We start from the raw sequence: 26,445 nt of genomic DNA, 5'->3' as shown, positions 1-26,445 counted from the left end.
ATGTGCTCTGAAGGAAATAAAAAATAACGTTGATTAAGTGCCATCCATGACCCGAACAGGAGCAAGTTTAAACGAATAATTTCAACACGAAATACGTTCTTTAGTAACTTTGCAAAACCTTTACAAAACAATGATATGCCTGCGGGTATGGGGAAGTTATGGCCATTGAAACATCTACACAAGGCACAATAAATTCGTTGCTTTCAGCAGTGCCATTAGCGGGGGAAAATTCCACCTCGAATACGGCAGAGGAAGCGGCAACTACTAGCCAGTCTTTGCCGTCTATGTTTGCCGCTTTGTTGTCAAATGAAGAAGCCAGCAATGACGACACGTCAGAAACGACAGATTCACAAAGCAGCACTACCACAAGTCAATTTGATACCAGCTTGTTGTCGAACCTTGTCACCGATGACGCTATTAGTCTAATGCAAAACCAATTGCTTGGTGCGCTACAAAATAATGTCTTCGCGGCACTTACTGCGGCAGCATCAACGTCTTCTACCGACACTGCAACACAAGCATCAAGCAGCGCTGCCACTTCAACTACCACTTCAACTTCTGTTGAAGCAGCAACGACTGCAACCGAAACAACCTCGATGTTCGATAACATGATGACATCGGCATTCGGTGAGGACGGACTGGGGCTGCAAGACGGATTCGACGCGCTCAACATTGTGAACCATTTGCCGGTAGTGTCTGATATTTATGAGGCGACGACATCAAGCCATATTGCAGCGGCATCCAGTATGGCAGGCAGCTTCTTATATGGCGGACTCGGTGGTTTGCTTTATAACGCCGTCGACCTAACCGTAGAGGGGCTTACCGGTAAGAGTATCTCAAATAATTTATGGGATGCGGGCAAACAAATAATTAATGGCAATGCCACCACTGAAAGCACAGGTGAAAATAGCCTAATGATAGATGCGGCCGATGGCGAGACATCATCAACACCTGCTAGTGACGTTTATGAATTTGTACGTCGACAAGCTGGGGGTTAAGGGGTTACGCAAACTTTGGGGAGGTAACGTACGAGAGCTATTAGCGGCGGCTAGCGCCGCCACGCTTAAAAATTGGGTTTGATTGGTTTGTATTCAGACGATAAGAAAAGCGGAGATGTTACCATTAAATCGGCGGTGGCTGGTGTACATGCCACTGGCACATTCCACACTGAACATAATCGCAATAGTGCGCGAACATCAGGATCGTGAGGCGCTGCATTTAATGGATCCCAAAAGAAAAACAGCGCATCAAGCCTGTTTTCAGCGATTAATGCACCAATTTGCTGATCGCCGCCAAGTGGTCCACTTTTAAACCGTTTTACTTCTAATCCAGTTTCGTCACTGATGAGCCCGCCCGTAGTGCCAGTTGCCACTAGGTCACATTGCTTCATTATTTCGATGTGATTATGTACCCATGCAAGTAATTCGGGCTTTTTATGATCGTGAGCCACCAGCGCAACGGTAAGTTTACTCATACTTAGAAATTCCACCTGTCGATTGTTTAACCATGCTTAATCTGTATCATCGCCGATTTATGCGATAATTAGTATAAATATTCAGTTTTATACACTCAATTGTCAACATTATGTCATATCTCAGTGGCTACTATAGGTAAAACTCTTACCCATCTGTTTATTGGTATATCTGTAGCGCTCAAGACCAAAAATATTTATACATTTTTATTGCATAAATATTCCATATAAGTAAACTAGTCGACGGTTAAGGCATCCATCCCATTTTTAGGGTTGATACAGACACAGGAAGCACTGATGACACAACCAACTCTCGTTCGTGGTAGTAATACTGGGAACGTCAATGAGTTAACCACTCCCCTGGATAGCTGCACATTGCATTGCTTGCGACGACGAATGTCTGCGATTATGCTTTTTCGGTAGCACACTTTTTACCTTTGTAATGTGGTAGCGGTTAGGCAATGCATTTCGCCAAATCAGTTTACAAAGGTAAAAAGTGATTTTTTTCTCCATTTATTGAATTTCTCATTATGTATAACGTATCGATTATTGGTGCCAGTGGTTACACCGGCGCACAGCTAGTTCAATTAGTTCATCAACATCCTGCTTTGTCGCTTGAGGGTACTTATGTTTCAGAAAACAGTGCCGATGCGGGAAAAAACATTGCGGCTCTTCATGGCAACCTAGCACACCTCAACTATACGTTGACGCCTATTAGTAATGACATATTAGTAGAGTTGGCGACGGAGATGGACTTCGTATTACTGGCCACGCCACATGAAGCCAGCCACGATTGGATGGAAACCTTGTCTGCGGGCAAAGCAAAAATACTCGACTTATCTGGTGCGTTTAGAATTAAAGATACCCAAGTCTTTGAGCAGTTTTATGGTTTCCCTCATACCGCAACAACAAGTTTGAAAAAAGCGATATACGGGCTGGCTGAATGGTACGAAGACGATATTGCACAAGCCGATATTATTGCCGTACCTGGCTGCTACCCAACTGCGAGTTTGTCAGCGCTAAAACCTTTGGCTGCGAGTGGCCTATTAGATGATGCGGTTCGCCCTGTGATCAATGCGGTATCGGGTGTATCCGGTGCCGGCCGAAAAGCCAGCCTAACGTCAAGCTTCTATGAAGTGAGCTTGCAAGCTTATGGTGTGCTCGGTCATCGCCATACGCCAGAAATTGAAGCTTATTTAGCGACACCGGTTATATTTACACCTCATTTAGGCAACTTTAAACGGGGCATACTTGCCACTGTTACCGTTAAGCTTAATCAAGGAGTGACTAGCGCTCAACTAGATGCTGCATTTACCGAAGCTTATGCTAATGCGCCAATAGTAAGGTTACGTGCTAGCTTCCCCAAAATTGACGATGTGGCGCATACGCCTTTTGTTGATTTACACTGGAAGTTTGATGAAGCATCTGGTTATGCAGTTATTACGGCTGCTATCGACAACGTCATGAAGGGGGCAGCATCGCAGGCAATTCAATGCCTTAATATTATGACTGCCCAACCGGTTGAAACAGGACTCGTGCAATAATGAACAGTTCACCTGTAGTAATTAAAGTAGGTGGCGCGTTGCTAGACGACGCAGCCGCAATGCAAAAGCTATTTTTAAGCATTAAACAAGTTAGCGAATCGCGCCCTGTTACCGTGGTTCACGGTGGCGGCCCTTTGGTTGAAACCCTGATGGCAAGTTTAGGTTTAGCAAGCACCAAAATTGATGGTCTTCGGGTAACGCCTGATGAACATATGCCTTTTATCTGTGGTGCGTTGGCGGGAGCGGCAAACAAACAACTATGTGCTGCGGCGATTGCCTCAGGATTAACGCCCGTCGGCCTTTCTTTACTTGATGGCAATATGGTAGTGTGCCAACCGATGGCACAGAAGTATGGCGCTGTAGGTATTCCTTCAACTGCCGATGCTTCTTTCCTTAAGAGTGCGCTAGCGCAAGCCACCTTGCCGATAATAAGCTCAATTGGCAGCAGCCCTGAAGGGCGTTTATTAAATATAAACGCAGATCAAGCCGCCACTGTCGTTGCCGAGTTGCTTGATGCTGAATTGCTGTTGTTATCGAACGTTGATGGCGTACTTGATGCTGATAAGCAGCTCATTGAAGTGCTTAATCAAGACTCAATTGCCGAGCTTGCTCAAGCTGGGGTAATTACTGATGGTATGAAAGTTAAGGTAGATGCCGCGTTGCAGTCTGCCAATACCCTTGGACTCCCCGTTTATATTGCTAGCTGGACAGCTGACATTACTGACATTTTAACTAAGATTACGGGCACGCAGGTATTACCTACATCGCAAGCACCGGAACATGGCGTACTAGGAGACGCATTATGAAACAAGACCTACTGACTTTTTCCAATTGGACACCCGAAGCAATGCATAAGTTGTTGAATTTGGCTCTTGAAATTAAACAATCACCTTCAAGCTACAGCAATGTATTAGCCGGAAAATCGGTAGTCGCCTTGTTCGAAAAGCCATCTTTGCGTACCCGTGTCAGCTTCGATATTGGTATTAACCGCTTAGGCGGCCACATGGTGTATTTAGACAGCCAAAGCGGAAAGCTTGCTGGCCGTGAAGACGCGGTTGATATGGCGGCTAATCTTGCATGCTGGGCTGATGCTATTGTTGCTCGTGTATTTTCTCACAGCACACTAGAGCAGTTTTCTGCTGCCTCTAAAGTACCTGTAGTCAACGCACTGTGTGATAAGTATCACCCTTGTCAGGCATTGGCCGATTATCTCACCGTATTTGAACGTTTCGGTAAGACCCAAGGCCTTACCATGGCATACATTGGAGATGGCAATAATGTAACCCACTCTTTGTTAATTGCAGGCGCGTTACTAGGCTGTAATCAAGTAGTGGTTACGCCAGAAGGTCACGAATGTGATGCCGAGATTGTTGCGCATGCTAAAAAGCTTGCTGAGCAAACTGGCGCGACTATTGTAGAAAGCTATGATGTTAGCGCTGCAAACGGTGCAGATGTCATCTACGCTGATACCTGGTTGTCCATGGGTGACGAAACACCGCTGGCTGATATCAAAGCGAAGTTTATGCCTTACCAGGTGAATGAAGCGCTAATGGAATCTACCGGTGCAAGCTATGTTATGCACTGCCAGCCAGCCCACCGCGACCTAGAAATTACAGGCTCGTTGATTGATAGCGACAAGTCGTTATTGATGCAACAAGCCGAAAATAGAATGCATGGCCAAAACGCCATTCTCACTCAATTATTAAGTGCCTAAGAGGACTCTTTTAGATGCAAAACGTAAAGAAAATCGTACTCGCCTATTCAGGCGGTCTTGACACTTCAGCCATCATTCCATGGCTTAAAGAAAACTATAACTGCGAAGTCGTTGCCTTTGCGGCCGATGTCGGCCAAGGCGACGAAGAGCTTGAAGGCTTACACGAGAAAGCGATTGCTTCTGGTGCTAGCGAATGTCACATCGTTGACCTAAAAGAAGAGTTCGTACGCGAATATATCTACCCAACGATTAAAACGGGTGCGGTATATGAAGGTGAATACCTACTTGGTACGTCTATGGCGCGCCCTGTTATTGCCAAAGCACAAGTAGAAATCGCCTTAAAAGTTGGCGCTGATGCACTTTGTCACGGTTGTACGGGTAAAGGTAACGACCAAGTACGTTTTGAAAGTACATTTGCGGCCCTTGCTCCACAGCTTACGGTAATTGCGCCATGGCGTGAGTGGGACATGGTATCTCGTGAAGACTTATTAGCTTATTTAGCTGAACGTAATATCGAAACTACAGCGTCTGCTACCAAAATCTACAGCCGCGATGCAAACGCATGGCATATTTCTCACGAAGGTGGGGAATTAGAAGATCCATGGCAAGAGCCTACTAAGCAAATCTGGACGATGACGGTTGACCCAGAAGATGCACCAGATGCGCCAGAGCGCGTCACGCTTTCTTTCAACGAAGGTGAACTTACTCACGTTGACGGTGAAGCCTTATCGCCTTACCAAGCATTAGTTAAGCTAAACACAGTGGCAGCTGCACACGGTGTTGGCCGTATCGATATTGTTGAAAACCGTTTGGTTGGCATGAAGTCTCGTGGTTGTTATGAAACACCAGGGGGCACGGTAATGCTTAAAGCATACAAAGCCCTTGAAACGATGGTGCTTGATAAAGCCGCGCTTAAATATCGTGAGCAAATTGGCCTTGAGTTCTCGCACGTAATGTACGACGGCCGTTGGTTCACTGCCTTAAATGATGCCCTACTAGCGGGCGCAGAATCTTTCGCTAAGAAAGTGACTGGCGACATCGTAGTGAAACTTTATAAAGGTCAGGCGACCGTTACACAACGCCGCTCACCTAACAGCCTTTACTCTGAAGATTTTGCTACCTTTGGTGCAGATGACGTTTACGACCAAAAACACGCTGAAGGCTTTATTCGCCTGTTCAGCCTTTCAAGTCGTATTGCTGCATTAAAAAATCAAGGTTAAGGAGTAACACATGGCATTGTGGGGTGGTCGATTCGAATCAGGCGCTAGTAGCATGTTCAAGCAGGTTAACGATTCGTTGCCGTTTGACCAAGTGATGGCAAGCCAAGATATTCAAGGCTCTATTAGCTGGTCTCGTGCACTGCAAAAAGCAGGTGTACTAACCACAGACGAACAAGCACAACTTGAAGGTGCACTTAGCGATTTAAAAGCGAAAGCTGACGCGGGTGAACTAGACTTCAACGCTTCTAGCGAAGAAGACATTCATAGCTTTGTTGAGTCTGCACTTATTGAGCAACTTGGTGACATTGGTCGTAAATTACATACGGGCCGAAGCCGTAACGATCAGGTAGCTACAGATTTTCGCTTGTGGGTACGTGAGCATATTGCGTCACTTCGTAGCGATGTAGTGGCCGTTATTCGCTCACTCCTTAATGCCGCAAGTCGTCACCAGGAAGCCATTATTCCTGGTTACACCCACTTGCAACGTGCTCAGCCTATACACTTCGCTCACTGGTGCTTAGCGTATGTTGAAATGTTCAAGCGCGATTTAAGCCGCTTAGACGATTTAAAAGTACGTATGAACCAGTGCCCTCTAGGCTCTGGTGCGTTGGCTGGTACAACTTACCCGGTTGATCGTCATGCTATTGCCGAAGAACTGGGATTTGACTCTCCGTGCTTAAACAGCCTTGATGCTGTTTCAGATAGAGATTTCGTACTAGAGCTATTGTTTGTCGCGAGTACCAGCATGATGCACTTGTCTCGCGTGGCTGAAGACATGATTTTCTATAACTCTGGTGAAGCGGGCTTCTTGCAACTTGGCGATAGCGTAACCTCTGGTTCTTCACTCATGCCTCAGAAGAAAAACCCTGACGCATTAGAGCTTATGCGCGGCAAATGTGGCCGTGTATTCGGTTCACTACAAGCCTTGCTTGTGACTATGAAGGGCTTACCACTTGCGTACAACAAAGATATGCAAGAAGACAAAGAAGGCGCTATCGACACGGTAAATCAATGGCATATTTGTTTGTGTATTGCTACCGAGGTGCTCGATTCATTGCAACTTAATGAAGACCGTTGCCGTGAAGCTGCCACACAAGGCTTTGCTAACGCGACTGAGCTTGCCGACTACTTAGTAGGTAAAGGTATTCCGTTTAGAACGGGTCATGATATTGCCGGTAAAGTGGTGCTAGAGGCCATTGAAGCAGGCTGTGCGATTGAAGATTTACCATTAGAAAGCTTGCAAGCAGTATGCGATAAAATTGAAGACGATGTTTATACCGTATTGCAATTAGAGTACGGCGTAAATCAGCGCAATATACTAGGTGGCACTAGCAAAGAAACAGTGACTAAAGCACTGTATCAAGAGCTAGAAAACCTAGATAAGCAAGGGTAATCACATGGTGCTTGCCCATCATGACGGCGTTAAACTTTTCAGAAGTTCACTGCCATATATCAATGCTCATCAAGGGAAAACCTTTGTTTTGATGTTCGGTGGCGAAGCCATTGAACATCAAAACTTCCCCAATATTATTCATGACATTGCCCTGCTGAATACCTTGGGTGTTCGCGTGGTAGTGGTGCATGGTGCACGGCCGCAGATTGATCAACGTGTTGCGCTTCGCAATATTGAAGGTCGATTTGAACATGGCGTGCGTATTACCGATAAGCAAACCCTAGAGTGCGTTAAAGATGCCGCAGGCTCTGTGCGCTCACAGGTAGAAGCCTTACTTACCATGGGACTACCTAATTCACCGATGCACGGCGCACAAATTCGCGTGTGCTCAGGTAACTTGGTCGTTGCTAAGCCTATGGGCGTAAGAAACGGTATTGATTTTGAGAATACCGGCATGGTGCGTCGAATAGATACCACGGGTATTAATGACCACCTGAACGATGGCTCTATTGTGCTGCTCTCCCCTATGGGGTATTCCGCTACAGGGGAAGTATTTAATCTTTCCCATGAAGATGTAGCAACCCAAGCGGCCATTGCCCTTAAAGCTGACAAGCTTATTGTTTTCTCTAACTTAGACGGTATTTACAATAGTGAAGAAAAGTTACTTCGCACTATTGAGCGCCCTCAGTTAGAACAGCTTATTTTAAGCGGTAATATTACTACTGAAGATACGGTGTTAAAGGCGTTAACCACCAGCGTAGCAGCTGGTATACCTCGTGCGCACTGCATTAGTTACGAGAAAGACGGCGCGTTGCTGCAAGAGCTATTCACCCGCGATGGTACAGGCTCGCTGGTAATGGAGCACCACTACGAACAACTTCGTGCCGCGACTATTGACGATGTGGGCGGCATTTTAAAGCTCATTAAACCGCTAGAAGAAAGTGGTGTGTTGGTAAAACGCTCACGTGAACGCTTAGAAAGTGAAATCAATCAGTTTATTGTGATTGTTCGCGATGGCATGATCATCGCGTGCGCGGCACTTTACCTTTACCCCGAAGATGGCTGTGCTGAGTTAGCCTGTGTGGCTACCCACCCTGATTATCGTGGTAAAAATCGTGGTGAGCGAATTTTAGATGAAGTTAAAATACGCGCCCGCGAAGCGGATATCAATCGTGTATTCGTACTTACCACAGTGACTGCACACTGGTTCTTAGAGCAAGGTTTTGAACACGCAGATATTAGTGCTCTGCCTGAAGTGAAAAAAGAACTTTATAACTTTCAGCGAAACTCTAAAGTGTTCACCTTAAACATTTAGTAAAGTTATAGCGCGCTAAAGTGTTAGCGCGCCGTTTTTTAACACAGAAAATTACTAATAACTATCAGTTATTTAAAACAATATTCTCGACAAACAGGCTAGGCTGAGATAACGTTGACGATAGAATAATTACTCGGTTATATGTAGTGTTTAATCGTTGCAGTACGTTACTCAAACGTTATCTTCTTCTTGATGTAGAGCATGTTCGCGCCCCAGACGCTGATACATGGAAGCTTAGCGTGCTGCGAATTATCCTTCTTATCGGTGTTACCCTAACTTCAGCCATCGTACTGCACTCTTCTTATGCTGCCTATCAAAAGGGCATGTATTACGTGTTGTATCTTACCATCGGCTTTTCAGCATTACTTTACGCCACACTGGGGCTTCGTAAAGGTCAAATAAAACTCGCGTCAGCCAGCCTTACCCTCACTATTGTATTAGCCGGGCTGTGCATACTTTTCTTCACGATAGATATTGCCTCGGCTCGTTACGGCTTACTATTTTTCTTCACGCTTCCCATTATTTTACGGCTATTTTATGGCAATAAAGCTGCCATAATCGGCATGTTTTTGAACCTCATTCCTTTTGCGGTACTAATAAACAACCAGCCAATTGCTCCACTTTTCGGCATCGACATCACGTTACCCGACACTCACACCTATTTAAGTTCGCTAATATTCATGTTTTTTAATTTTTGCCTTCCCATGGCAGTGATTCGCGTGATGACATCATTGGAAAGTCAGTCATCGTTAAACTTGAAGCAAACGAAAAAGATGGAAAAACTGGTAAGTCGCTATCAAGAAATTTTTAACAACGGCGGCACCCCTTCCCTTTTTTGTGATCAGCAAGGGAAGATATTGCAAGCTAACAAAAGCGCCCGAAAACTGATTAATCAATTACCGGAACCCTGCCATTATATTCATCAACTTTTTGAGCTAAATGAGCCGCTAAGTGCAGGTCATCGGCAAAAGACACATATATCGGGCAATCCACAGGCCACCTTCGAGCTTCAATCAGCTAGCCTTCAGCACCACAAAAAACAATTGATCCATTGCTTCGACGTATCTGAGGCAACGGAACATGACCGCAAGTTTGACGCTTTTAAACGCCAGCATTTTGAAAAGCATTATTACGATGAGCTCACCGGCCTGCGAAACCACCATTATTGGAATTGCAGTATTAATCAGCCCGTTCCCGCAAACACACACGCGGTCATGCTAAAACTTGCGAATTTACGTGACATTAATTTGCAGTATGGTTACACCCAAGGTGATAAAGCATTGGCCAGATGTGCGGCGCAGATACAAAGTGTGCTGCCCGCATCGGTGAACGTATATCGATTACCTGGCGCTAGATTTCTGGTCTCAAGTCAACATGACTCCCGCAAGTCCAAAGACTTTAATACTTGGCTTCGGAATAAGCTTCCCCGCACTATTCAGATTGATGACAATTTCGTAAAGCGAACTCAAACACTAAACTGGTTGGGCGGTTTTGTACAAGTAAACACCCCCAAGTCGCCCTCTCAGGTTACTGAGTCTTGTGCCATTGCCTTAAGCCAAGCCAGTAGCGACAAAGATTTCAGTCAGTTCGATAGCAATGTAGTAAAGCTTATTCGAAAAGACACGCAACACAGAGACAAGGTAAAGCGGTTACTCGACAACCGCTGTTTAGCGTTATGGCTACAACCTCAGGTTTCAATTGATAATGCAATTGTAGGTTTTGAAGTGCTTGCTAGGCTCAAAGATGATGAAGAAAATAAGATACTTCACCCTTATCAATTTCTTCCTGTTATTGAAAAGAACAACTGGCACATTCTCTTTACCCAAAAAGTGCTTGATAACACTATTGAGCTTATTGAAAACTGGCCAAGCAGTATTCCGCCAGTTCCTGTGGCTATAAATTTATCGGGCCCTGAACTCCTCAGTGATTTGTTCTACGAAAAATTACTGCGCCGCTATTCAGAGAGCGCATTTTTACGAGATCGCCTGAAACTGGAATTGACAGAAACGTCGGTATTGGCGAGCCACCAAGAAACAAAACGCAGGCTAACTTCATTGGCCAATGTGGGCGCGACTATTATTATTGATGATTTTGGAACTGGCCATGCGTCACTGTCGCAACTTATCGATATGTCTGCATCGGTGTTGAAAGTAGATAGAGAATTCATAGACCGGATAGATAGCTCAGAACGTCACCGTAAGATTGTTCAAATGACAATAGAGTTGGCAAAAAGCCTAGATATGCAGACCATTGCTGAAGGAGTAGAAACTCAAGCTCAGCTTAACTTACTTGTCGACATGGGCTTCACACTTTTCCAAGGGTATCTGTACGGAAAACCAGCCCCAATTGAAGCATGGCAGGGAATGGACAAGGCTATTACTGTAGGAAAACCTGCCGTTTAATAACAGTCTATAACAAATTTAAATACCTATTCTCTTGCATTTTCAAGCACTCCTCGCTTTACTGGTAAGACCAGAAGAGCGAGAATGATAGATGATCAAAGATATCAGCGTTACCTGTGAAGACAGTACTCACTTAACCGCAACACTCTACACACCGAAACGCGCTATTAAAGGCGCAGTAATGATAGCGCCTGCCACGGGAATTAAGCGTCAGTTTTACGCGGCGTTTGCTAACTATCTTTGTGAGCAGGGTTTTGGTGTGATTACATTTGATAACCGGGGTATTGCTGAATCGTTAAAAGGTAAGATTAAACACAGTAAAGCGTCGCTAGTCACCTGGGGGCAACAAGATATGCCCGCCGTTTTAGAAACCCTAAAAATACACTTCCCTAAGACCCAATATTTTTTAGTTGGCCATAGCGCAGGTGGGCAACTTTTAGGGCTAATGCCAAACGTTAACGACCTTACTGCATTTTGTAACTTCGGTAGCTCTTCAGGCAGCTTACGTAACATGCGAGCAGGTTACTTGCTCAAAGCGCACTTTTTCATGAATTTCTATATCCCTTTGAACAACTTACTTTTCGGGCACACTAAGTCTCACTTAGTCGGCATGGGTGAGCCCTTGCCTAAAGGCGTAAGCAGGCAGTGGCAAAAGTGGTGTAATGGTCAAGGGTATGTGAAGGAAGCCTTTGGTAAAGAAGTACTCAGGCACTGGTATGATGATATACGCCTGCCATCTAAATGGATATTGGCCACCGATGATGACATAGCAAACTTGTCGAATGTGAAAGACATGATTAGTGTTTTTCCAGAGCTCGAAGCGGATATTCGTCTGCTCAACCCCGATGACTATAACCTTGCAGAGATAGGCCACATGAAGTTTTTCTCAAGAAAATGTCAGGCATTGTGGCCTGAGGTTAGTGATTTTCTATCATCACATAATGTATTGTCCGCGTCCGAGACTCAATCCCCTGTAATATGAACCCAGTCTCTGCAGTATAATTTCCACAGAGACTGGGATTAAGCTTATCTAGTCGCAACTATCTGGGCTGGTGTGATTACCAAGGGACTAGGCTTGATCTCACAAAAATAGAACTATTAGGGGCTATAAACTAGCCCCTCGCTGGCAGGCACAAGCCCATTGCAAATCGACTCAAAATCGCTCGCTAGGCTGTCAATACTACGTTGGTTTTTGACCGTTAACCACGACGCCGTCCACATCATAGCTTCTTTAACAAAAGCCCCGCTCCTAGCGTGAAACACACTCGCACCTAACTCAGCCATTCTGGTTTGAATATGTGCAGGGGCAAAGAAAAACTCATCTTCCTTATCAGAGGTCTCCAAAGTGTTTGATGAGGCCTCATCGGCTTTAGCATCTTGCCAATGGGTTAATCCCACTTGCACATAGCGCATTAGATCATCACCAAGCCTATTCTTAAGCCGCAGCTTTATCTTATTGTTGCCTGACATATCTACTACAATGCTGGATTTGCTGGCGATGTCATCTAGGTTGTCGTAACAAACCACTTGATGGTAAACATCTAGTCCTTCAACAAACTTTTGGCTTTTACCTGAAGTCACACCTACTACGTGATAGTCATCTTTTCTAAGGGCATAAGCCAACCCTAAACTGGTTTTGCTTGATGCGCTTAATACAATCACTTGTTTAGGTTTAGGCATATTGCACTGGTCAATTAAATCCCACAGACAATAAGACGTAATATATAAAGGCCAAAGTAACATTTGCAGACTTTCGCGGTGTGTTTGCATTTCGTCAGCATGACTATCTAACGGGCGATACAGATTATATCCCTGTGGTAACGGCCTTCTATGCGCGCTGGTATCAATCAAGTTGTTTTGAGCAAAGGTGACAGAGTCCATATGAAGGTGTGTTGCAGGCGGGAAATACCCAAAATAGCGACTGCCTACGTCCACACCTTCTACACTAGATGCTGTTACCTTCCCTATTCCCCATACCGGAATAACGCCCCAATTTTCTTCGTTATTGTTTTTAGTTGAATGACTATTGATAGGTGGGAAAAACTGCCAATAGCCAAGCTTATCGCCCATCATAAAGTAGGTGAGATTATTAGCAGTAAACGCAAAGCGCTCGACCTCAAAGGTCACCCCTGCTTGGGTTAAGGGTAAGTCTTCACTTTGCACTACACGGTATTTACTTAACTCTTTTTTATTAACTTGAAACTGTTTCACAGCCTTCTCCCTTATTAGCTAAGACGCTAGTTTTCCACTTGCTTTTAACCCATGCATGTATTCCATGAGTTTTCCCATAGCAGGTTGCGAGGCTGCTTTTAGACGCCCTAGCACTTGTAGTTTCGACATATCGTCTTTGGCCACACCATGAACAATTTTTGAAAAACCATCGAGCCTGCAATTGTGGATCCATGCACGAAGCTCAGGCTGCTCCCCCCAAATATGCATATTTCGCAGCATTGCTGCTGTCATAGGTACCCAATCAATATCACGATTAGGCAACGGGACAACTTGCGTCAGTTTCTGCTTTGTAGCTTCATCATCGTAGGCCGCCTCAACGTGCGCAATTAACGCTGCACTGAACACCGGCTGGTAAGCTCGCACGGTTTGCGGCGTAATAGTATTGCCTTCAAAAACAGGCTTTATCTCTAAATTGGTGAGTGCTGACGCCGAACAGTCCACCACCAATGCATCTTCTGGCATTGCCCACTGAGCATCCTTAAATGTAAGCGCCTCTTTTCCCACATGCGTTACTCTGCCATGGCGAATTATATTAGGTAAGGTTTGCAGCGCTGCCAGCTCGGCTTCACTTACCGTTGCACCATGGAACATTGCGGGCCTAACGTCTTTATCAATACGCAACATGACGCCCTTTTCCTCTAATTTATCGAACATGTCATCGATAGAGGTCGACTGTGCAATGGCTTCCATTTGGTTAGCTTGTGCGCCAATGGTATCGAAGAAAAAATCACTGAGTGGCTGGGTGTTTTTTCTATTTAGCAGCCATGCGTCACGAGATACCACCCAATGAATGTTTTCAGGATTTACAAAGTTGCTAAGCAACCATAAACACGTGTCAATCCCCGTTTTACCGCCGCCTATGACCACATAGTTTTTATGACCTCGTACTCGTTGGGTTAAGGTATTTACCGGTGTAAAATCAACCTCGTCGTCAAGGGTAAAACTGGGCTTGTGGGTAATAGGAATACTGGTTTTTAAGTAGGTCGCATCCACGATTTTTTTGTTGACAGTAACGTCGTAAGTTTTACCGCCAGTGATATTGGTAAATTTGCCGTCGCCTTCGTATTGGCTGAGGGGAAAGTATTGAACGCGCCCCGAAGGCAAAAAGGTTTCTTGCATGACTGAATCGAAGTAAGCACTCACCTCAGCACCAGAAGCTAAGCCCATCAAGCCCTCATTCATTCCTGTTTTATCAATCACTCCGCGATTTAGCTCTCGTGAACAAACACCATAGAAAGCAGAAGGCTGATGTAAGGTGACAAAAGGGTAAGCTAAGTTCCAATGGCCGCCAGGCTTGGCATATTTATCGACTATGATAATGCTGGCATCGGTTTCCCTGAGTAGTACATCGGCAAACGCCATACCTACCGCCCCACTTCCCACAATCAAATAATCGCAAGTTAATTGTTCTGCTTTCATATACTATGTCCTTTATGTATAAACCTGCCTGCTCGCGGGTTTAATAAATGTAGTCACGCTAATCGACAATCTAATGGAACGATTGAATATAACGCCGTTATATTGCGCAACATGTAAATTCAATGTAAATGAAAAAAGATACTCGTCAGAAAATTTTAGAAGCTGCTTCAACCTTGTTTTTAAAGGGCGGAACTCACGCTCTTAGCGTTCGCGCTATTGCTGAAGGTGCAAGCATGTCTACAATTGGCATTTACAGCCATTTCAAAGGGAAGCAAGGAATTCTTGATGCCTTGTATATTGAAGGCTTTACGCTTGTCGATGAGATGATGAAGCAGTCTGAGGGTAATACCCCGGCAGATAGGTTGCTTAATGCCTGTGAACACGTACTTCAATTCTCAGAAGCACATGCAGCACATTACAATTTGATTTTTGGCTCTAACTTAAAAGACTACGCCCCGAGTGAAGACGCACTTGCTGCTGGAGAAAAGGCATTTATCACCTTAACTAAAGTAGTATCAGCGATAATTAAAAAAGAGATTGCTGTAGAAGAGCGTCAAGATATAGCCATGCAGATTTGGGCGCTGTGTCATGGTTATATCAGTTTAAACCAACATGAAATTCGCAATAGAATAAATTGGGTAGACTGGAAAGCACGGGCGTTAAATGCTATTCGCTTACATGTTTACGCGTTGGTTGCTGCGCACAACAGTCACTCATAAAAAGAGCACAAAGCAGCAACACATTAACCGGCCTATCACGAGTAGGTACGAAATAGGCGGCGGTTTATATGTTGCTAACTTATGCAGTGATCGAGGCTTATTTCGCTTCGTTTAGCGCATCATCGATGTCTTTCGCGCTGTGCCTATCTTTAAGCTGCGCATCGCCCCACGTACGATTAACAATCACGCCGCGCTGAACTGCAGGACGGGCTCCAACCTCAGTAGCCCAGCGTAGAACATGCTTGTAGTCATTAACTTGCAAGAAAGTGGCTGCGTCATAAAGATTACCGAGTACCAGATTGCCGTACCATGGCCAAATAGCCATATCAGCAATACTGTATTCCTCACCGGCAAAATAGGTATTTTTGGCGAGATGTTTGTCTAGCACGTCCAGCTCTCGCTTCACTTCCATGGTAAAACGGTTAATAGGATATTCCATTGGGTACGGCGCATAACTGTAAAAGTGCCCAAACCCGCCGCCCAAATAAGGCGCTGAACCTACTTGCCAAAATAACCAATTGAAACATTCCACTTTTGCAGCAGGGTCGTTAGGAATAAACACATTAAACTTATCCGCTAAATAACGAAGTATTGACCCCGATTCAAATAGCTTTGTTTCCGGTGTCGTCGATGTATCTACCATGGCAGGAATTTTTGAATTTGGGTTTATATCAACGAAGCCAGATGAAAATTGATCACCTTCGCCGATATTCACCAACCACGCATCGTAATCAGCGTCAGCAATACCTGCGGCTAAGAGCTCTTCCAACATGATCGTGACTTTTTGTCCATTGGGCGTTGCTAAAGAATATAGTTGAAGTGGATGCTGGCCTACGGAGCGTTCTTGCTCATGAGTGGCTCCCGACACTGGTCGATTGATGCTAGCCCACTTGTTACCGTCACCTTCATTTTGGCTCCATACTTTGGGCGGCGTATAGGTATTACTGTCAGACATATCAGATCCTTTTCTATTGCATTAGCATGATTATAAATTTGATGTGTGTGCTGAATAGGGAATTACAAGGGATAGGCTAAATGATATACGACCAAGCGCTTCTCGCTGGGACAATTCGCAAAGAAGGCAGAGTAAAATCGTTTTAAAGCGTATTTTAAACTGCCCCCGCGTTAATAAAAGGCGCGCAATCCATTGCCCGCAAACTGTGTGGTTATTCGGTGCGTGCTGTTAAATAGCGTATTCGCTATAACTAGCATCACCAATAACCGAAATCTCTAATAAGTACTATTCCTAGCAAGTACTAGTAGCCGTTTGAAAAAACCTAGTCTTGTTCCAAGGAGGACAGTGCATCAAGCAACATGCACGTATTGAAATCGTTCGTCATGAGCTCGTTTGACACAAGCTCATTAGCAAAAATGGTTTTGGTAAAGTTCCTTACTATTGCAAACATACGCTTCCTCCCTGTGGGTATTGCTTTGAGGCGCAATACCGATGCTGCCATTGCTTCACGCTTAACCTTGATTAAGCAGCATTTGTGCCACCACAACAAATGCACAAATATCAATAACTTACCCAAAATCATGGAGCAGGTGGAATAAGAGACGCTGAGAAAATGTTGCACTCTCGCAACACTTTTTTACTGACTAAGCAAATAGAGGGAATGTGGGGCTAAAGCATGGAGTGAATAAAAGAATGCGTCAGAGCGAGTAAACCTAACAGCAGGGATAAAAAAAGCAGCCCTAGGGCTGCTCTTATAGACTTTTATTAACGCTTACATAAACGCGCAGGTTTAAATGCTAACGCGCTTGTATGGTCTGTATTCAGCTTTCCAGAAATTACGCTCAATATGGTCATTCAACGCATCGTCTGACAAGTCAAGGGCAAGCCCTTGCGCCATTGCAACCTTACCTACTTCAAACGCTATTTTACGGCTAAGCTCAGCAATAGCACCGAGTGGTGGCAATAAGGAACCCTCGCCGGTGTTTACCAAAGGCGACGCATCTGCAAGTGCGTTACTTGCAGCCATCAGCATTTCATCACTGATTAATTTTGCTTTTGCAGCAACCACACCCAAGCCTATGCCAGGGAAAATATACGAGTTGTTACACTGGGCAAAGGTAAATACTTTACCTTTGTATTCAACTGGCTTGAACGGGCTTCCCGTTGCAATAACCACTTCGCCATCGGTCCATTCAATAACCTGCTCTGGTCGTGCTTCAACCTGACGAGACGGGTTACTTAATGGAAAGATAATCGGTAGCTCACAGTTTTGCTTCATGGCGCGAACCACCTGCTCAGTGAACAAACCAGGTTGCCCCGATACGCCAATAAGAATATCTGGCTTGGCACAGTGCATAACATCAAGTAGCGATGCGTAGTCGCCGCTAAAGGTCCAGGTTTCAAGGTCAACTAACTGCTGATTGAGCTTTTGCTGGAAATCACGTAGGCCTTCCATGCCTTCGGTTACTAATCCGAAGCGGTCTACCATGAAGACTTGCTTACGCGCCTGCGCATCGCTAATACCTTCATGCACCATTTGCTGAATAAGCATTTCAGCAATACCACAGCCGGCTGAACCTGCCCCAACAAACACCACTTTCATGTCAGATAGCTTTTGTTGCTTCATGCGACACGCCGCTAAGATAGTGCCTAATGTAACCGCAGCAGTACCTTGAATATCGTCGTTAAAGCAACACACTTGATTGCGATAGCGGTTTAGCAATGGCATAGCATTTGGCTGTGCGAAGTCTTCAAACTGAATCATTACTTCAGGCCAGCGGCGTTTTACAGCCTGAATGAACATATCGACAAATTCATCGTAGTCTTCTTGCCCAATACGAGGATGACGTGCCCCCATGTACATTGGGTCGTTAAGCAACTTCTCGTTGTTCGTTCCTACATCAAGCATAACCGGCAAGGTGTACGCAGGGCTAATACCACCACAAGCGGTATATAAAGATAGCTTGCCGATTGGAATACCCATACCACCAATACCCTGGTCACCAAGACCAAGAATCCGTTCGCCGTCAGTCACTACAATCACTTTGACTTTACGCTTCGTGGCGTTACGAACAATATCATCTATTTGGTGGCGCTCTTCCCACGATACAAACAATCCGCGCGAACTACGATAAATGTCCGAGAACTGCTCACAAGCATCACCCACTGTTGGGGTGTATATAATTGGCATCATCTCATCAATATGCTTTTGAATAAGACGATAAAACAAGGTTTCGTTGTTATCTTGAATAGCGCGTAAATAGATATGCTTGTTCAGTACTTCGTCGAAACTACTGTATTGCATGTACGCACGCTCAACTTGCTCTTCAATACTTTCGTAACGAGGCGGTACTAAGCCTGTTAAGTTAAACGCAGCGCGCTCTCTCGAGGTAAAGGCACTGCCCTTATTTAATAGGGGCGTTTCCAGCAGCGAGGGTCCAGCATGAGGAATATAAAGATATCGATTTGAATCTTCTGACATGGGTTATCCGGTTTTATTTACAGGCAATTACTTAGCAGCAACCTGATGAGCGCGCTTTTGCACGCTCTTTATTAAAATATTTCTTCAGGCTCAGGCGTCGTTGTTTTATCTTGCGAGGCAGGGTCGACCACTTCATCATCAAGAACATATGAGGTGGGTTCGGTGCCTTGCAAGAAATATTCAAACAGTGTCGTATGGTCTGTCCTTCGGGTCAACTTACCACTGGTACGATCAATGCGAACACGTACTATCTTCTCAGGCACAGGAATCGGTGAATGCGGCTTCTCTGCCAATGCATATTCCATAAATCTTATCCATGCCGGACCTGCTGCTTTTGCACCGTCTTCAGTGCCAATTAACGCATTACCGATCCAATTAAATTTTTCAGGGTTACGATTAATGAGATTTTGGTTACGAGTGGCACGGCCTAGTTGTCTGCCCATGTTGTCAAAACCCACCCACGCAGTCGCAACGATATCTTTTTGGAAACCACTGAACCACGTATCTCTTGAATCGTTTGTAGTACCGGTTTTACCGGCAATATCGGTGCGCTGAAGAATATTTCGTGCACGCCAACCTGTACCAAGCCAATAAGTCTTCTTACTCCAATTCCCATTTGCTCGCACACCTGTACGCATCATCTCACCTACCAAGAAAGCATTTTGTGCGGTAATAACTTGCGGTGCACTTTGTTTTTCAGTTACTTCGCTTTCGGCTAGCAATACATCTTTATTAAGCTGGGCTTCAAGTAAGGCTTCGACATCAACCTCGTCATTGTCTACATCGCTTTGTGAGTCACTTTCTGGATAGCTTTCAGGTGCATGTGCTTTAGTGCAGTTGTCGCATGCCCAAACAGGATTGGCTTGCCACAACACTTGATTATGTTCATCCAGCACTTTAGCAATAAAGTGAGGGTTTACTAAGTAGCCGCCGTTAGCAATAACTGACATACCACGAACCACTTCAAGCGGTGTATGAGAGCTAGACCCTAAGGATACGGTTTCGTCTAATGGAATATCGTCTGGATCAAAACCAAAGCGAGTCAGATAGTCTGCCGCTTTGCGAAGCCCAACTCCCCGCAATAGACGAACTGACACTACGTTCTTCGATTTACCCAATGCTTTACGCATACGAATAGGGCCATCGTACTCTGCCGGTGAGTTTTGAGGACGCCACGCCACACCGGTCGCCGCATTCCATTGATTGATAGGGGCATCATTAATAATTGAAGCAAGAGTATAGCCACTGTCTATCGCCGCAGAATAAATAAAGGGCTTAATATTAGAGCCTACTTGTCGTTTTGCTTGCGTGGCACGATTAAACTGGCTTTGATAAAAACTGTATCCGCCGACTACCGCTTCAACCGCACCATTTTTTGGGTTAAGCGCGATAAACGCCCCGCTCACTTCAGGCAATTGCGCTATACGCCATGCATCATCTTGCTCGCGAATATAAATAACTGCGCCAGGCTGGGTAACATCCGATGCCGTTTCAGGCTCGCTGCCTTGTCTAAAGTCAGTGATATAACGTCTTGCCCAGTCTAGGCCTTCCCACGTAATCGTGCGCTTGTCGCCGTTTACATCAAGCACATCAATCGATTGTTGGGCAACTGAAAGCACAACTGCAGGCACAAGAGGCTTTATGTACGCCACTTGTGACAGCGCAGAAAGCATCTCGCGCTCACTCCAATCACTGGCAAGCAACTTGTCACTGATATCGGTATTTAAAGATAGCTGAGGCACTGGCTCATCTTGGCTGTCAGGCGAAGGGGCGTCCCATAAATAGCCAAGTGGTCCTTTGTAACCATGGCGCTCATCATAATCGTGTAGATTTCTTACCACCGCGCGCTGAGCAGCAAGTTGCAAGTCAGAACCTGCGGTTGCATAAACTTGATATCCACCAGTTTCCGCTTCATCTTTACCGTAAATATCGACCATTTCGTTATAGATGATGTCGGCCAAATAAGGGGCATCTACTTCAATTTCAGCCCCATGTTTACGCGCAGTGATAGGCGCGTTTGCCGCATTATCAAAGTCCGCTTTAGATATGTATTCTTCATCAAGCATGCGCAGCAACACTACGCGGCGGCGTCCTGCTGATGCTTCAGGGTCAGTAATAGGATTTAGCGCTGAAGGCGCTTTAGGCAGGCCAGCAATTGTGGCAAGTTGTGCCAGCGTGAGTTCATTAAGCGATTTGCCGTAATACACCTGGGCAGCGGCACCAAAACCAAACGAACGATGGCCTAGCTCCACTTTATTTAAATAGAGTTCCAGGATCTCTTCTTTGCTAAGTTCCTGTTCCATGTGCCAAGCGATAAATATCTCTTTTACCTTACGAATATACGTTTTTTCTCGACTTAAAAAGAAGCCTCGGGCAAGCTGCATAGTTAATGTACTGGCGCCTTGCCTTTTTTCACCCGTTATAATTAAGCTTAAAGCAGCACGAGCGATTCCGATGGGGTCAATACCGTGATGTTCAAAGAATCGACTGTCTTCGGTTGCCAATATCGCGTGGATTAATTGTTCAGGTACTTCCTCAAGTTTTACGGGGATCCGCCGTTTAACGCCATATTGGGAAATTAATTTTCCATCATGGGTATATATCTGCATGGGCGTTTGAAGTCTAACATCCTTAAGTACAGTAACGCTTGGTAGGTTAGGTTTGATATAAAAGTAAATACCAACAAGCGCGACAAAACCAATAAGGCCTGAGATGACAAAGAATAATAATAACGGTTTAATGTACTTCACAATTTAAGGATACCAAGGCATTTTTGCGAAAATGACGTATATTTTCATACGTATGTGTTATCAATAGAACCATACGCACAATAAAAACTGAGTAATATTGTACTTTAGAGCAATTACCATTGAAACCGGACACTTGTAAATGAAATCGCTGTTCAAGAAAAAGATGCCTCCCATTGTGGGTTTAGACATAGGCACACGTCAAATAAAAGCGGTATGGCTAGAACATTCAGTCAATGGCTACATGCTTCAAGGCTATGCTTGTGAATCTATCAATAAAGTGGCTTTTTCAGAGCGCGATATTAAAGATTACGAGGCGGTAAGTTTAGCACTTAAAAAAGTGCGTAACAGCTTAAAAACTAAAATAAAGCAAGCTAATGTCGCGGTAGCGGGTACATCGGTAATCAGTAAAATCGTTTATATGGAGCCCGACCAAAATGATTATGAACTTGAAAGCCAGATAGAAATTGAAGCTGACAGTCTTATTCCTTTTCCCCTTGAAGAGGTTTACTTAGACTTTGAAGAGCTTGGCCCAAGTGAAACACACTCTGGTAAGGTCAATGTTCTGTTAACGGCTGCACACAAAGATTTAGTCGATAGCAGACTGCTATTGTCTAGAGAAGCGGATTTCGAACCTAAAATTGTTGATGTGGAAAATTACGCGATTGGGAATGCCATCGACTTTTTCTACAATGGAAAAGTAGAAGATGAAGCCATTTGTGCCATTAATGTTGGTGCCTCATTGCTTCAAGTTAGTGTGGTACGTAACAGCAACGTGGTCTACACAAAAGAACACGCTTTCGGGCTAAATAACTTAGTCAACGATATTAGCGCTACTCAAATGATTGAGCGTGAAGAAGCTGAACGTTTATTAATGGATGATTCATCATCTAACAGCTGGGTAGATGAAGTATTACCTATCTTTGCCGCTAATTTACAACAGAACATCAATCGTGCATTGCAAATGTACATGACAACATTTCATGTTGACCGCCCTGCAAAAATTTTACTTTGCGGCGGCGCGGCCACTATCCAACCTTTAGTAGACATATTACGCCAAGACTTAGGCCTACAAGTTGATGTATTCGACCCCTTTTTGGGCATGACCATGAACCCTAAGTTAGATTCTCAGCGGTTACGTCGTATCGCCCCACAGCTCACTATAGCTGCAGGCCTTGCTAGCCGGAGTTTCACATCATGGCACATGTAAACTTACTTCCTTGGCGAGAACAACAACGCCAACATCAAAAGCAGCAGTATCTAATGGCCCTAGTTGCCGTTGCCGCTATTATGGGGTTAATTTTTTGGTTTATCGGTCAAGCCATCGACCAACAAATTAATCACCAGAATTCAAGAAACCAGTTTCTTGAGCGAGAGATTGGCTTATTAGATGCGCAAATTGCAGATATAAAAAATATAAAAGAAAGCAAAAATGCGATTGAACAGCGCATGGCCCTTATTGAGCAATTACAGGCTAGCCGAAATGTCGCAGCCATAATATTTGATGAGCTTGCTAAAATCGTACCTGTGGGTGTGACCTTCCAATCCATGAAGCGTATAGGTAATAAATTACAAATTGAAGGTATCAGCGATTCAAATAACCGACTTTCTGATTTCATGCGCTCATTAGATAATTCAGATGTTTTTGTTGGAGCTGAATTGTCTTCTATAAAAGCAGACACCAATGCCTCTCGTGCAATTAGCACCTTCACGCTTACCTTCATGGTTAGCGACTCGGTATCACCGTTGAAGCAAGATGCTGAAGGGGAGACAAACTAATGAAATTTGATGTAGAAAAACTTAAAGAACTCAATGAACTAGATTTTGAACAAATTGCTATTTGGCCCAATGAAATACGTATAGTGGTAGCTGCCTTTGTGGCAATCGTAATTGGTGCACTTAGCTATTACCTGCTTATCAACCCAAAACTTCCTATTCTAGAAGCTGCAGAATTAAAAGAACAAGAGCTGAAACTGCAATATGAAGCCAAGTACCGCATTGCGGTAAATAAAGAAGCGTACCGAGAGCAGCTCGCACAGCTAGAAGATGACTTTTCTTCCATGCTGAAAAGCCTACCCACCAGCAATGAAACCCCTGGCTTGTTAGACGATATAACTTATGTGGGCACCTCATCAGGGCTTACCTTTAAGTTATTGAACTGGCAACAAGAGGTGCCTAAAGAGTTCTACACCGAACTGCCTATTGAAATTGAAGTCAGTGGAGGCTATCACCATTTTGGAGAGTTCGTTTCTAAAGTGGCTGGGCTTCCTCGTATTGTTACCTTGCATGACTTTGATATTTTACGGGAAAGCAATGGGCTTACCTTGCAATTGCAAGCAAAAACCTACCGCTCAGAAAACAGTACCAGCATAAGCGGGGGATCTAAGTAATGCGCTATTTTTTAGTTCTTGCTGCTGTTGTCTTGATAACCGCTTGCTCGCCAAAACTTGATGACTTGCAGGCGTACACGCAAAGTGTGAGCGAAAATGCGGTTCACAACATTGAACCCTACCCTGAGTTTGCTACACCTAAAACCTTTGAATATTCGGCGAGCGAATTGCCTAGCCCTTTTGATTCGCCTAAAGAAAACACGCCACCACTGACACAAACTCGACAACAAAACTGTTTTCAACCTGACTTTAAACGCACAAAGCAGAAATTGGAAAGGTATGGCTTAGACTCATTAGGGTTAACCGGAAACTTTAAAAGCCAAGGCGTTGAATGGGCGCTAGTAACCAGTAATGACGGTATTCTACATAAAGCCAAAATTGGCAGCCGCATCGGTTTATTTTACGGTAAAATCACTGGAATTAATCCAAACTCACTAACAATAGAACAGCTTATACCTGATGGCGCAGGTTGCTGGCAGAAAAAAGAGATAACGTTGAGCAAAACCTCAACGTCAGGAGAGAAAAAATAATGGCTGAGCGTTACTTATTTAACAAATCTTTAAATCGTAGAAGCTCTCGCTGGCCTTGGTTGCTGAGCTTTGCTGCTATTTGTACGGTATTGATGGTTTATGTTTCGCCTGCCAACGCGTTAGAACCCGTATTGTACGACCCAAATGACGATACCCCGTCAACGCGAATTACCGGCATAGACTTTACCCGAGAAGCCAATAATACCGGCGTTGCGTTAGTCACCTTTGAAGGTGCTTCGCCTACACCACAACTCGTTGAATCTCAGGGAAAGGTTACCATTACCCTCGCTGATAGCGTGTTGGATGAAAGTCAGCTCGTTGAATTAAATGTGACAGAGTTTTCCACGCCAGTATCAATCATTGAAACCTTTCAAGACGAAAAGAGTACGCGCATAGAAATTCTCTACAGCGATACCGTGACCGCTCGCCACGCGATAGACGATAACGTCATTCGTATCAAAATTGAGCCGATGAGCTTGTCGCAACAAGAAGAGTTAGAAAACAAGAAAACCTATACAGGCGACCCTATCTCGCTAGATTTTCAAGACGTTCCTGTACGTCAGGTATTACAAATAATCGCGCAAGTTAACGGCTTTAACTTAGTGACCACAGACACGGTGACCGGAAATGTCACCATCAGCCTATCTGGTGTACCTTGGGATCAAGCCCTTGATATGATTTTGCGCGTTAAAGGCTTAGATAAACGCTTAGAGGGCAATATTTTGTTGATTGCGCCAACCGAAGAGCTTACCGCCAGAGAAACCCAAGCACTGCAGTCGAAAAAGCAGGTATCTGATTTAGCCCCGCTTAGCACAGTAAATATCTCGGTAAATTATGCCAAGGCAGCTAACCTCGCAACTATCTTAAAATCTTCAGAGGGCGGCATTTTATCTGAGCGCGGGACAGTCACCGTAGATGAGCGCACCAACACGATGCTTATTCGAGATACGTTACCTTCCATTGATGAAGCGAGAAAAATGATTGATGCGTTGGACATTCCCGTCAAACAAGTATTAATCGAAAGCAGAATGGTGACCGTACTTGATAACGTGGATGAAGAGCTAGGCGTTCGCTGGGGCTTGAGCGATAGAGAAAGCGACAGTGGTGTTTCAGGGAGTATTGAAGGCGCCGAAACAATTGCAGGCGGCTCTATTCCGAGTATTGACGACAGACTAAACGTAAACCTTCCGGTTTCTAGTGCAGCCGGTACTATCGGCTTTCAAATCGCGAGCTTGGTTGATGGGACCATATTAGATTTAGAGCTGTCAGCACTTGAATCTGAAAACAAAGGTGAGATTATCGCCAGTCCACGTATTACCGTGGCGAACCAACAAGAAGCATATATTGAACAGGGAACCGAAATTCCTTATGTTCAAGCTACCTCAAGTGGTGCTACGTCGGTTGAATTCAAAAAAGCGGTGTTATCGCTTCGTGTAACACCGCAAATTACGCCAGATAACCGTATTATTTTGGATTTAGTGGTTACCCAAGATACCCGTGGTGAAACCGTGTCTACTTCAACCGGTGATGCGGTGGCCATTGATACCCAAGAAATCAAAACTCAGGTCTTGGTAGAAAACGGTGAAACCATCGTATTAGGCGGTATTTTCCAGCAAACGAGTACCGATAGCGTGTCAAAAGTGCCATTATTTGGTGACCTGCCGTTTTTAGGTGTGCTGTTTCGGAATACTTCGGAGTTTCAAGAGAAACGTGAGCTACTTATATTTGTAACACCGAAAATAATTACAGAAAAACCGTAACAACCTATAATTCAAGGTAAAATGCGGGCTGAGAGCTGTCCGCTTTTTGCGTTTTCTCGTACTGCAATGCCCCTGTATTTACATTATAGTGCTAATTGTTTTCAACAATACTTGCAAGGGCTTGTTAGAAACTGAGATAATCGCGGTCTCGA

At 44.6% G+C, this 26,445-nt stretch carries 21 protein-coding genes; 15 read left to right on the top strand and 6 right to left on the bottom strand.

Features of this window, described 5'->3' with window-relative positions; genetic code table 11:
* Positions 1 to 158 precede the first annotated feature (158 nt).
* A complete protein-coding gene (locus J5X92_RS13545) occupies positions 159 to 998 on the top strand; it encodes a hypothetical protein (protein WP_013785642.1) in 840 nt (279 codons plus the stop codon).
* A gap of 65 nt (positions 999 to 1,063) precedes the next feature.
* Here J5X92_RS13545 and J5X92_RS13540 read toward each other — a convergent pair whose 3' ends face one another.
* Entirely contained in the window at positions 1,064 to 1,474 is a 411-nt protein-coding gene (locus J5X92_RS13540) for a methylglyoxal synthase (protein WP_013785643.1), read from the bottom strand.
* A gap of 527 nt (positions 1,475 to 2,001) precedes the next feature.
* Here J5X92_RS13540 and argC point away from each other — a divergent pair.
* The 8 genes from argC (at position 2,002) to J5X92_RS13500 (ending at position 12,041) form a co-directional block, all read left to right on the top strand.
* Entirely contained in the window at positions 2,002 to 3,015 is a 1,014-nt protein-coding gene (argC, locus tag J5X92_RS13535; RefSeq protein WP_013785644.1) for an N-acetyl-gamma-glutamyl-phosphate reductase, read from the top strand.
* The gene (gene argB, locus J5X92_RS13530) at positions 3,015 to 3,821 is read left to right on the top strand and encodes an acetylglutamate kinase (protein WP_208805949.1); all 807 of its coding nucleotides are present in this window, start codon (positions 3,015 to 3,017) and stop codon (positions 3,819 to 3,821) included. Before argC ends, argB begins: the two co-directional genes overlap by 1 nt.
* Positions 3,818 to 4,729: an ornithine carbamoyltransferase gene (locus J5X92_RS13525; protein ID WP_208805948.1), complete on the top strand. Its 912-nt coding sequence runs from the start codon at positions 3,818 to 3,820 to the stop codon at positions 4,727 to 4,729. The genes argB and J5X92_RS13525 overlap by 4 nt, the downstream gene beginning before the upstream one ends.
* Positions 4,730 to 4,743: 14 nt before the next feature.
* Complete coding sequence (locus J5X92_RS13520; protein ID WP_013785647.1) at positions 4,744 to 5,949, top strand: argininosuccinate synthase; 1,206 nt, start codon at positions 4,744 to 4,746, stop codon at positions 5,947 to 5,949.
* A gap of 10 nt (positions 5,950 to 5,959) precedes the next feature.
* On the top strand, positions 5,960 to 7,342 hold the full coding sequence (argH, locus tag J5X92_RS13515) for an argininosuccinate lyase (protein ID WP_126872934.1): 1,383 nt from the start codon (positions 5,960 to 5,962) through the stop codon (positions 7,340 to 7,342).
* Between the two features lie 4 nt (positions 7,343 to 7,346).
* On the top strand, positions 7,347 to 8,657 hold the full coding sequence (gene argA, locus J5X92_RS13510; protein WP_126872935.1) for an amino-acid N-acetyltransferase: 1,311 nt from the start codon (positions 7,347 to 7,349) through the stop codon (positions 8,655 to 8,657).
* A 146-nt stretch (positions 8,658 to 8,803) separates the two neighbouring features.
* Entirely contained in the window at positions 8,804 to 11,059 is a 2,256-nt protein-coding gene (locus tag J5X92_RS13505) for an EAL domain-containing protein (protein ID WP_208805947.1), read from the top strand.
* 91 nt (positions 11,060 to 11,150) lie between these two features.
* Positions 11,151 to 12,041: an alpha/beta fold hydrolase gene (locus J5X92_RS13500; RefSeq protein ID WP_208805946.1), complete on the top strand. Its 891-nt coding sequence runs from the start codon at positions 11,151 to 11,153 to the stop codon at positions 12,039 to 12,041.
* Positions 12,042 to 12,157: 116 nt separating this feature from the next.
* Here the strand turns inward: J5X92_RS13500 and J5X92_RS13495 are convergent, their stop codons facing one another.
* Positions 12,158 to 13,270: a DUF2855 family protein gene (locus J5X92_RS13495; RefSeq protein ID WP_208805945.1), complete on the bottom strand. Its 1,113-nt coding sequence runs from the start codon at positions 13,268 to 13,270 to the stop codon at positions 12,158 to 12,160.
* Between the two features lie 18 nt (positions 13,271 to 13,288).
* A complete protein-coding gene (locus J5X92_RS13490; protein WP_208805944.1) occupies positions 13,289 to 14,710 on the bottom strand; it encodes an NAD(P)/FAD-dependent oxidoreductase in 1,422 nt (473 codons plus the stop codon).
* Positions 14,711 to 14,838: 128 nt separating this feature from the next.
* Between J5X92_RS13490 and J5X92_RS13485 the strand changes: the two genes are divergently transcribed.
* A complete protein-coding gene (locus tag J5X92_RS13485; RefSeq protein ID WP_126872940.1) occupies positions 14,839 to 15,429 on the top strand; it encodes a TetR/AcrR family transcriptional regulator in 591 nt (196 codons plus the stop codon).
* 97 nt (positions 15,430 to 15,526) lie between these two features.
* Here J5X92_RS13485 and yghU read toward each other — a convergent pair whose 3' ends face one another.
* From yghU to J5X92_RS13470, 3 genes are all read right to left on the bottom strand, one after another.
* On the bottom strand, positions 15,527 to 16,384 hold the full coding sequence (gene yghU / locus J5X92_RS13480; protein ID WP_126872941.1) for a glutathione-dependent disulfide-bond oxidoreductase: 858 nt from the start codon (positions 16,382 to 16,384) through the stop codon (positions 15,527 to 15,529).
* A gap of 790 nt (positions 16,385 to 17,174) precedes the next feature.
* Positions 17,175 to 18,866 carry an NAD-dependent malic enzyme gene (locus J5X92_RS13475; RefSeq protein WP_208805943.1) on the bottom strand — a complete coding sequence of 564 codons (1,692 nt, stop codon included), beginning with the start codon at positions 18,864 to 18,866 and terminating at the stop codon, positions 17,175 to 17,177.
* 71 nt (positions 18,867 to 18,937) lie between these two features.
* Entirely contained in the window at positions 18,938 to 21,616 is a 2,679-nt protein-coding gene (locus J5X92_RS13470; protein ID WP_208805942.1) for a penicillin-binding protein 1A, read from the bottom strand.
* A 139-nt stretch (positions 21,617 to 21,755) separates the two neighbouring features.
* Here J5X92_RS13470 and pilM point away from each other — a divergent pair, with 139 nt between their 5' ends.
* From pilM to J5X92_RS13445, 5 genes are read left to right on the top strand one after another with little or no spacing between them, the layout of a single operon-like run.
* Positions 21,756 to 22,823 carry a type IV pilus assembly protein PilM gene (pilM, locus tag J5X92_RS13465; protein WP_208805941.1) on the top strand — a complete coding sequence of 356 codons (1,068 nt, stop codon included), beginning with the start codon at positions 21,756 to 21,758 and terminating at the stop codon, positions 22,821 to 22,823.
* Positions 22,811 to 23,392, top strand: a complete 582-nt coding sequence (locus J5X92_RS13460) for a PilN domain-containing protein (protein ID WP_057794362.1) — start codon at positions 22,811 to 22,813, stop codon at positions 23,390 to 23,392. Before pilM ends, J5X92_RS13460 begins: the two co-directional genes overlap by 13 nt.
* Entirely contained in the window at positions 23,392 to 24,003 is a 612-nt protein-coding gene (locus J5X92_RS13455; protein WP_208805940.1) for a type 4a pilus biogenesis protein PilO, read from the top strand. The genes J5X92_RS13460 and J5X92_RS13455 overlap by 1 nt, the downstream gene beginning before the upstream one ends.
* Complete coding sequence (locus tag J5X92_RS13450; RefSeq protein WP_061996905.1) at positions 24,003 to 24,533, top strand: pilus assembly protein PilP; 531 nt, start codon at positions 24,003 to 24,005, stop codon at positions 24,531 to 24,533. Before J5X92_RS13455 ends, J5X92_RS13450 begins: the two co-directional genes overlap by 1 nt.
* Positions 24,533 to 26,293: a type IV pilus secretin PilQ family protein gene (locus J5X92_RS13445; protein ID WP_013785663.1), complete on the top strand. Its 1,761-nt coding sequence runs from the start codon at positions 24,533 to 24,535 to the stop codon at positions 26,291 to 26,293. The genes J5X92_RS13450 and J5X92_RS13445 overlap by 1 nt, the downstream gene beginning before the upstream one ends.
* Positions 26,294 to 26,445: the final 152 nt, after the last annotated feature.

This window comes from Alteromonas sp. K632G (assembly GCF_017653625.1).
Classification (GTDB): Bacteria; Pseudomonadota; Gammaproteobacteria; order Enterobacterales; family Alteromonadaceae; genus Alteromonas; species Alteromonas naphthalenivorans.
The sequence above is the reverse complement of the archived record's forward strand: the minus strand, read 5'-3'. Positions and strand labels throughout refer to the sequence as shown.

Coding starts and splice junctions, on each gene's coding strand:
- J5X92_RS13520 (WP_013785647.1), top strand. CDS start 4,744: ATGCAAAACGTAAAGAAAATCGTACTCGCCTATTCAGGCGGTCTTGAC.
- J5X92_RS13475 (WP_208805943.1), bottom strand. CDS start 18,866: ATGTCAGAAGATTCAAATCGATATCTTTATATTCCTCATGCTGGACCC.
- J5X92_RS13500 (WP_208805946.1), top strand. CDS start 11,151: ATGATCAAAGATATCAGCGTTACCTGTGAAGACAGTACTCACTTAACC.
- J5X92_RS13450 (WP_061996905.1), top strand. CDS start 24,003: ATGCGCTATTTTTTAGTTCTTGCTGCTGTTGTCTTGATAACCGCTTGC.
- J5X92_RS13545 (WP_013785642.1), top strand. CDS start 159: ATGGCCATTGAAACATCTACACAAGGCACAATAAATTCGTTGCTTTCA.
- J5X92_RS13525 (WP_208805948.1), top strand. CDS start 3,818: ATGAAACAAGACCTACTGACTTTTTCCAATTGGACACCCGAAGCAATG.
- argA (WP_126872935.1), top strand. CDS start 7,347: ATGGTGCTTGCCCATCATGACGGCGTTAAACTTTTCAGAAGTTCACTG.
- argC (WP_013785644.1), top strand. CDS start 2,002: ATGTATAACGTATCGATTATTGGTGCCAGTGGTTACACCGGCGCACAG.
- J5X92_RS13540 (WP_013785643.1), bottom strand. CDS start 1,474: ATGAGTAAACTTACCGTTGCGCTGGTGGCTCACGATCATAAAAAGCCC.
- yghU (WP_126872941.1), bottom strand. CDS start 16,384: ATGTCTGACAGTAATACCTATACGCCGCCCAAAGTATGGAGCCAAAAT.
- argB (WP_208805949.1), top strand. CDS start 3,015: ATGAACAGTTCACCTGTAGTAATTAAAGTAGGTGGCGCGTTGCTAGAC.
- J5X92_RS13460 (WP_057794362.1), top strand. CDS start 22,811: ATGGCACATGTAAACTTACTTCCTTGGCGAGAACAACAACGCCAACAT.
- J5X92_RS13490 (WP_208805944.1), bottom strand. CDS start 14,710: ATGAAAGCAGAACAATTAACTTGCGATTATTTGATTGTGGGAAGTGGG.
- pilM (WP_208805941.1), top strand. CDS start 21,756: ATGAAATCGCTGTTCAAGAAAAAGATGCCTCCCATTGTGGGTTTAGAC.
- J5X92_RS13455 (WP_208805940.1), top strand. CDS start 23,392: ATGAAATTTGATGTAGAAAAACTTAAAGAACTCAATGAACTAGATTTT.
- argH (WP_126872934.1), top strand. CDS start 5,960: ATGGCATTGTGGGGTGGTCGATTCGAATCAGGCGCTAGTAGCATGTTC.
- J5X92_RS13485 (WP_126872940.1), top strand. CDS start 14,839: ATGAAAAAAGATACTCGTCAGAAAATTTTAGAAGCTGCTTCAACCTTG.
- J5X92_RS13445 (WP_013785663.1), top strand. CDS start 24,533: ATGGCTGAGCGTTACTTATTTAACAAATCTTTAAATCGTAGAAGCTCT.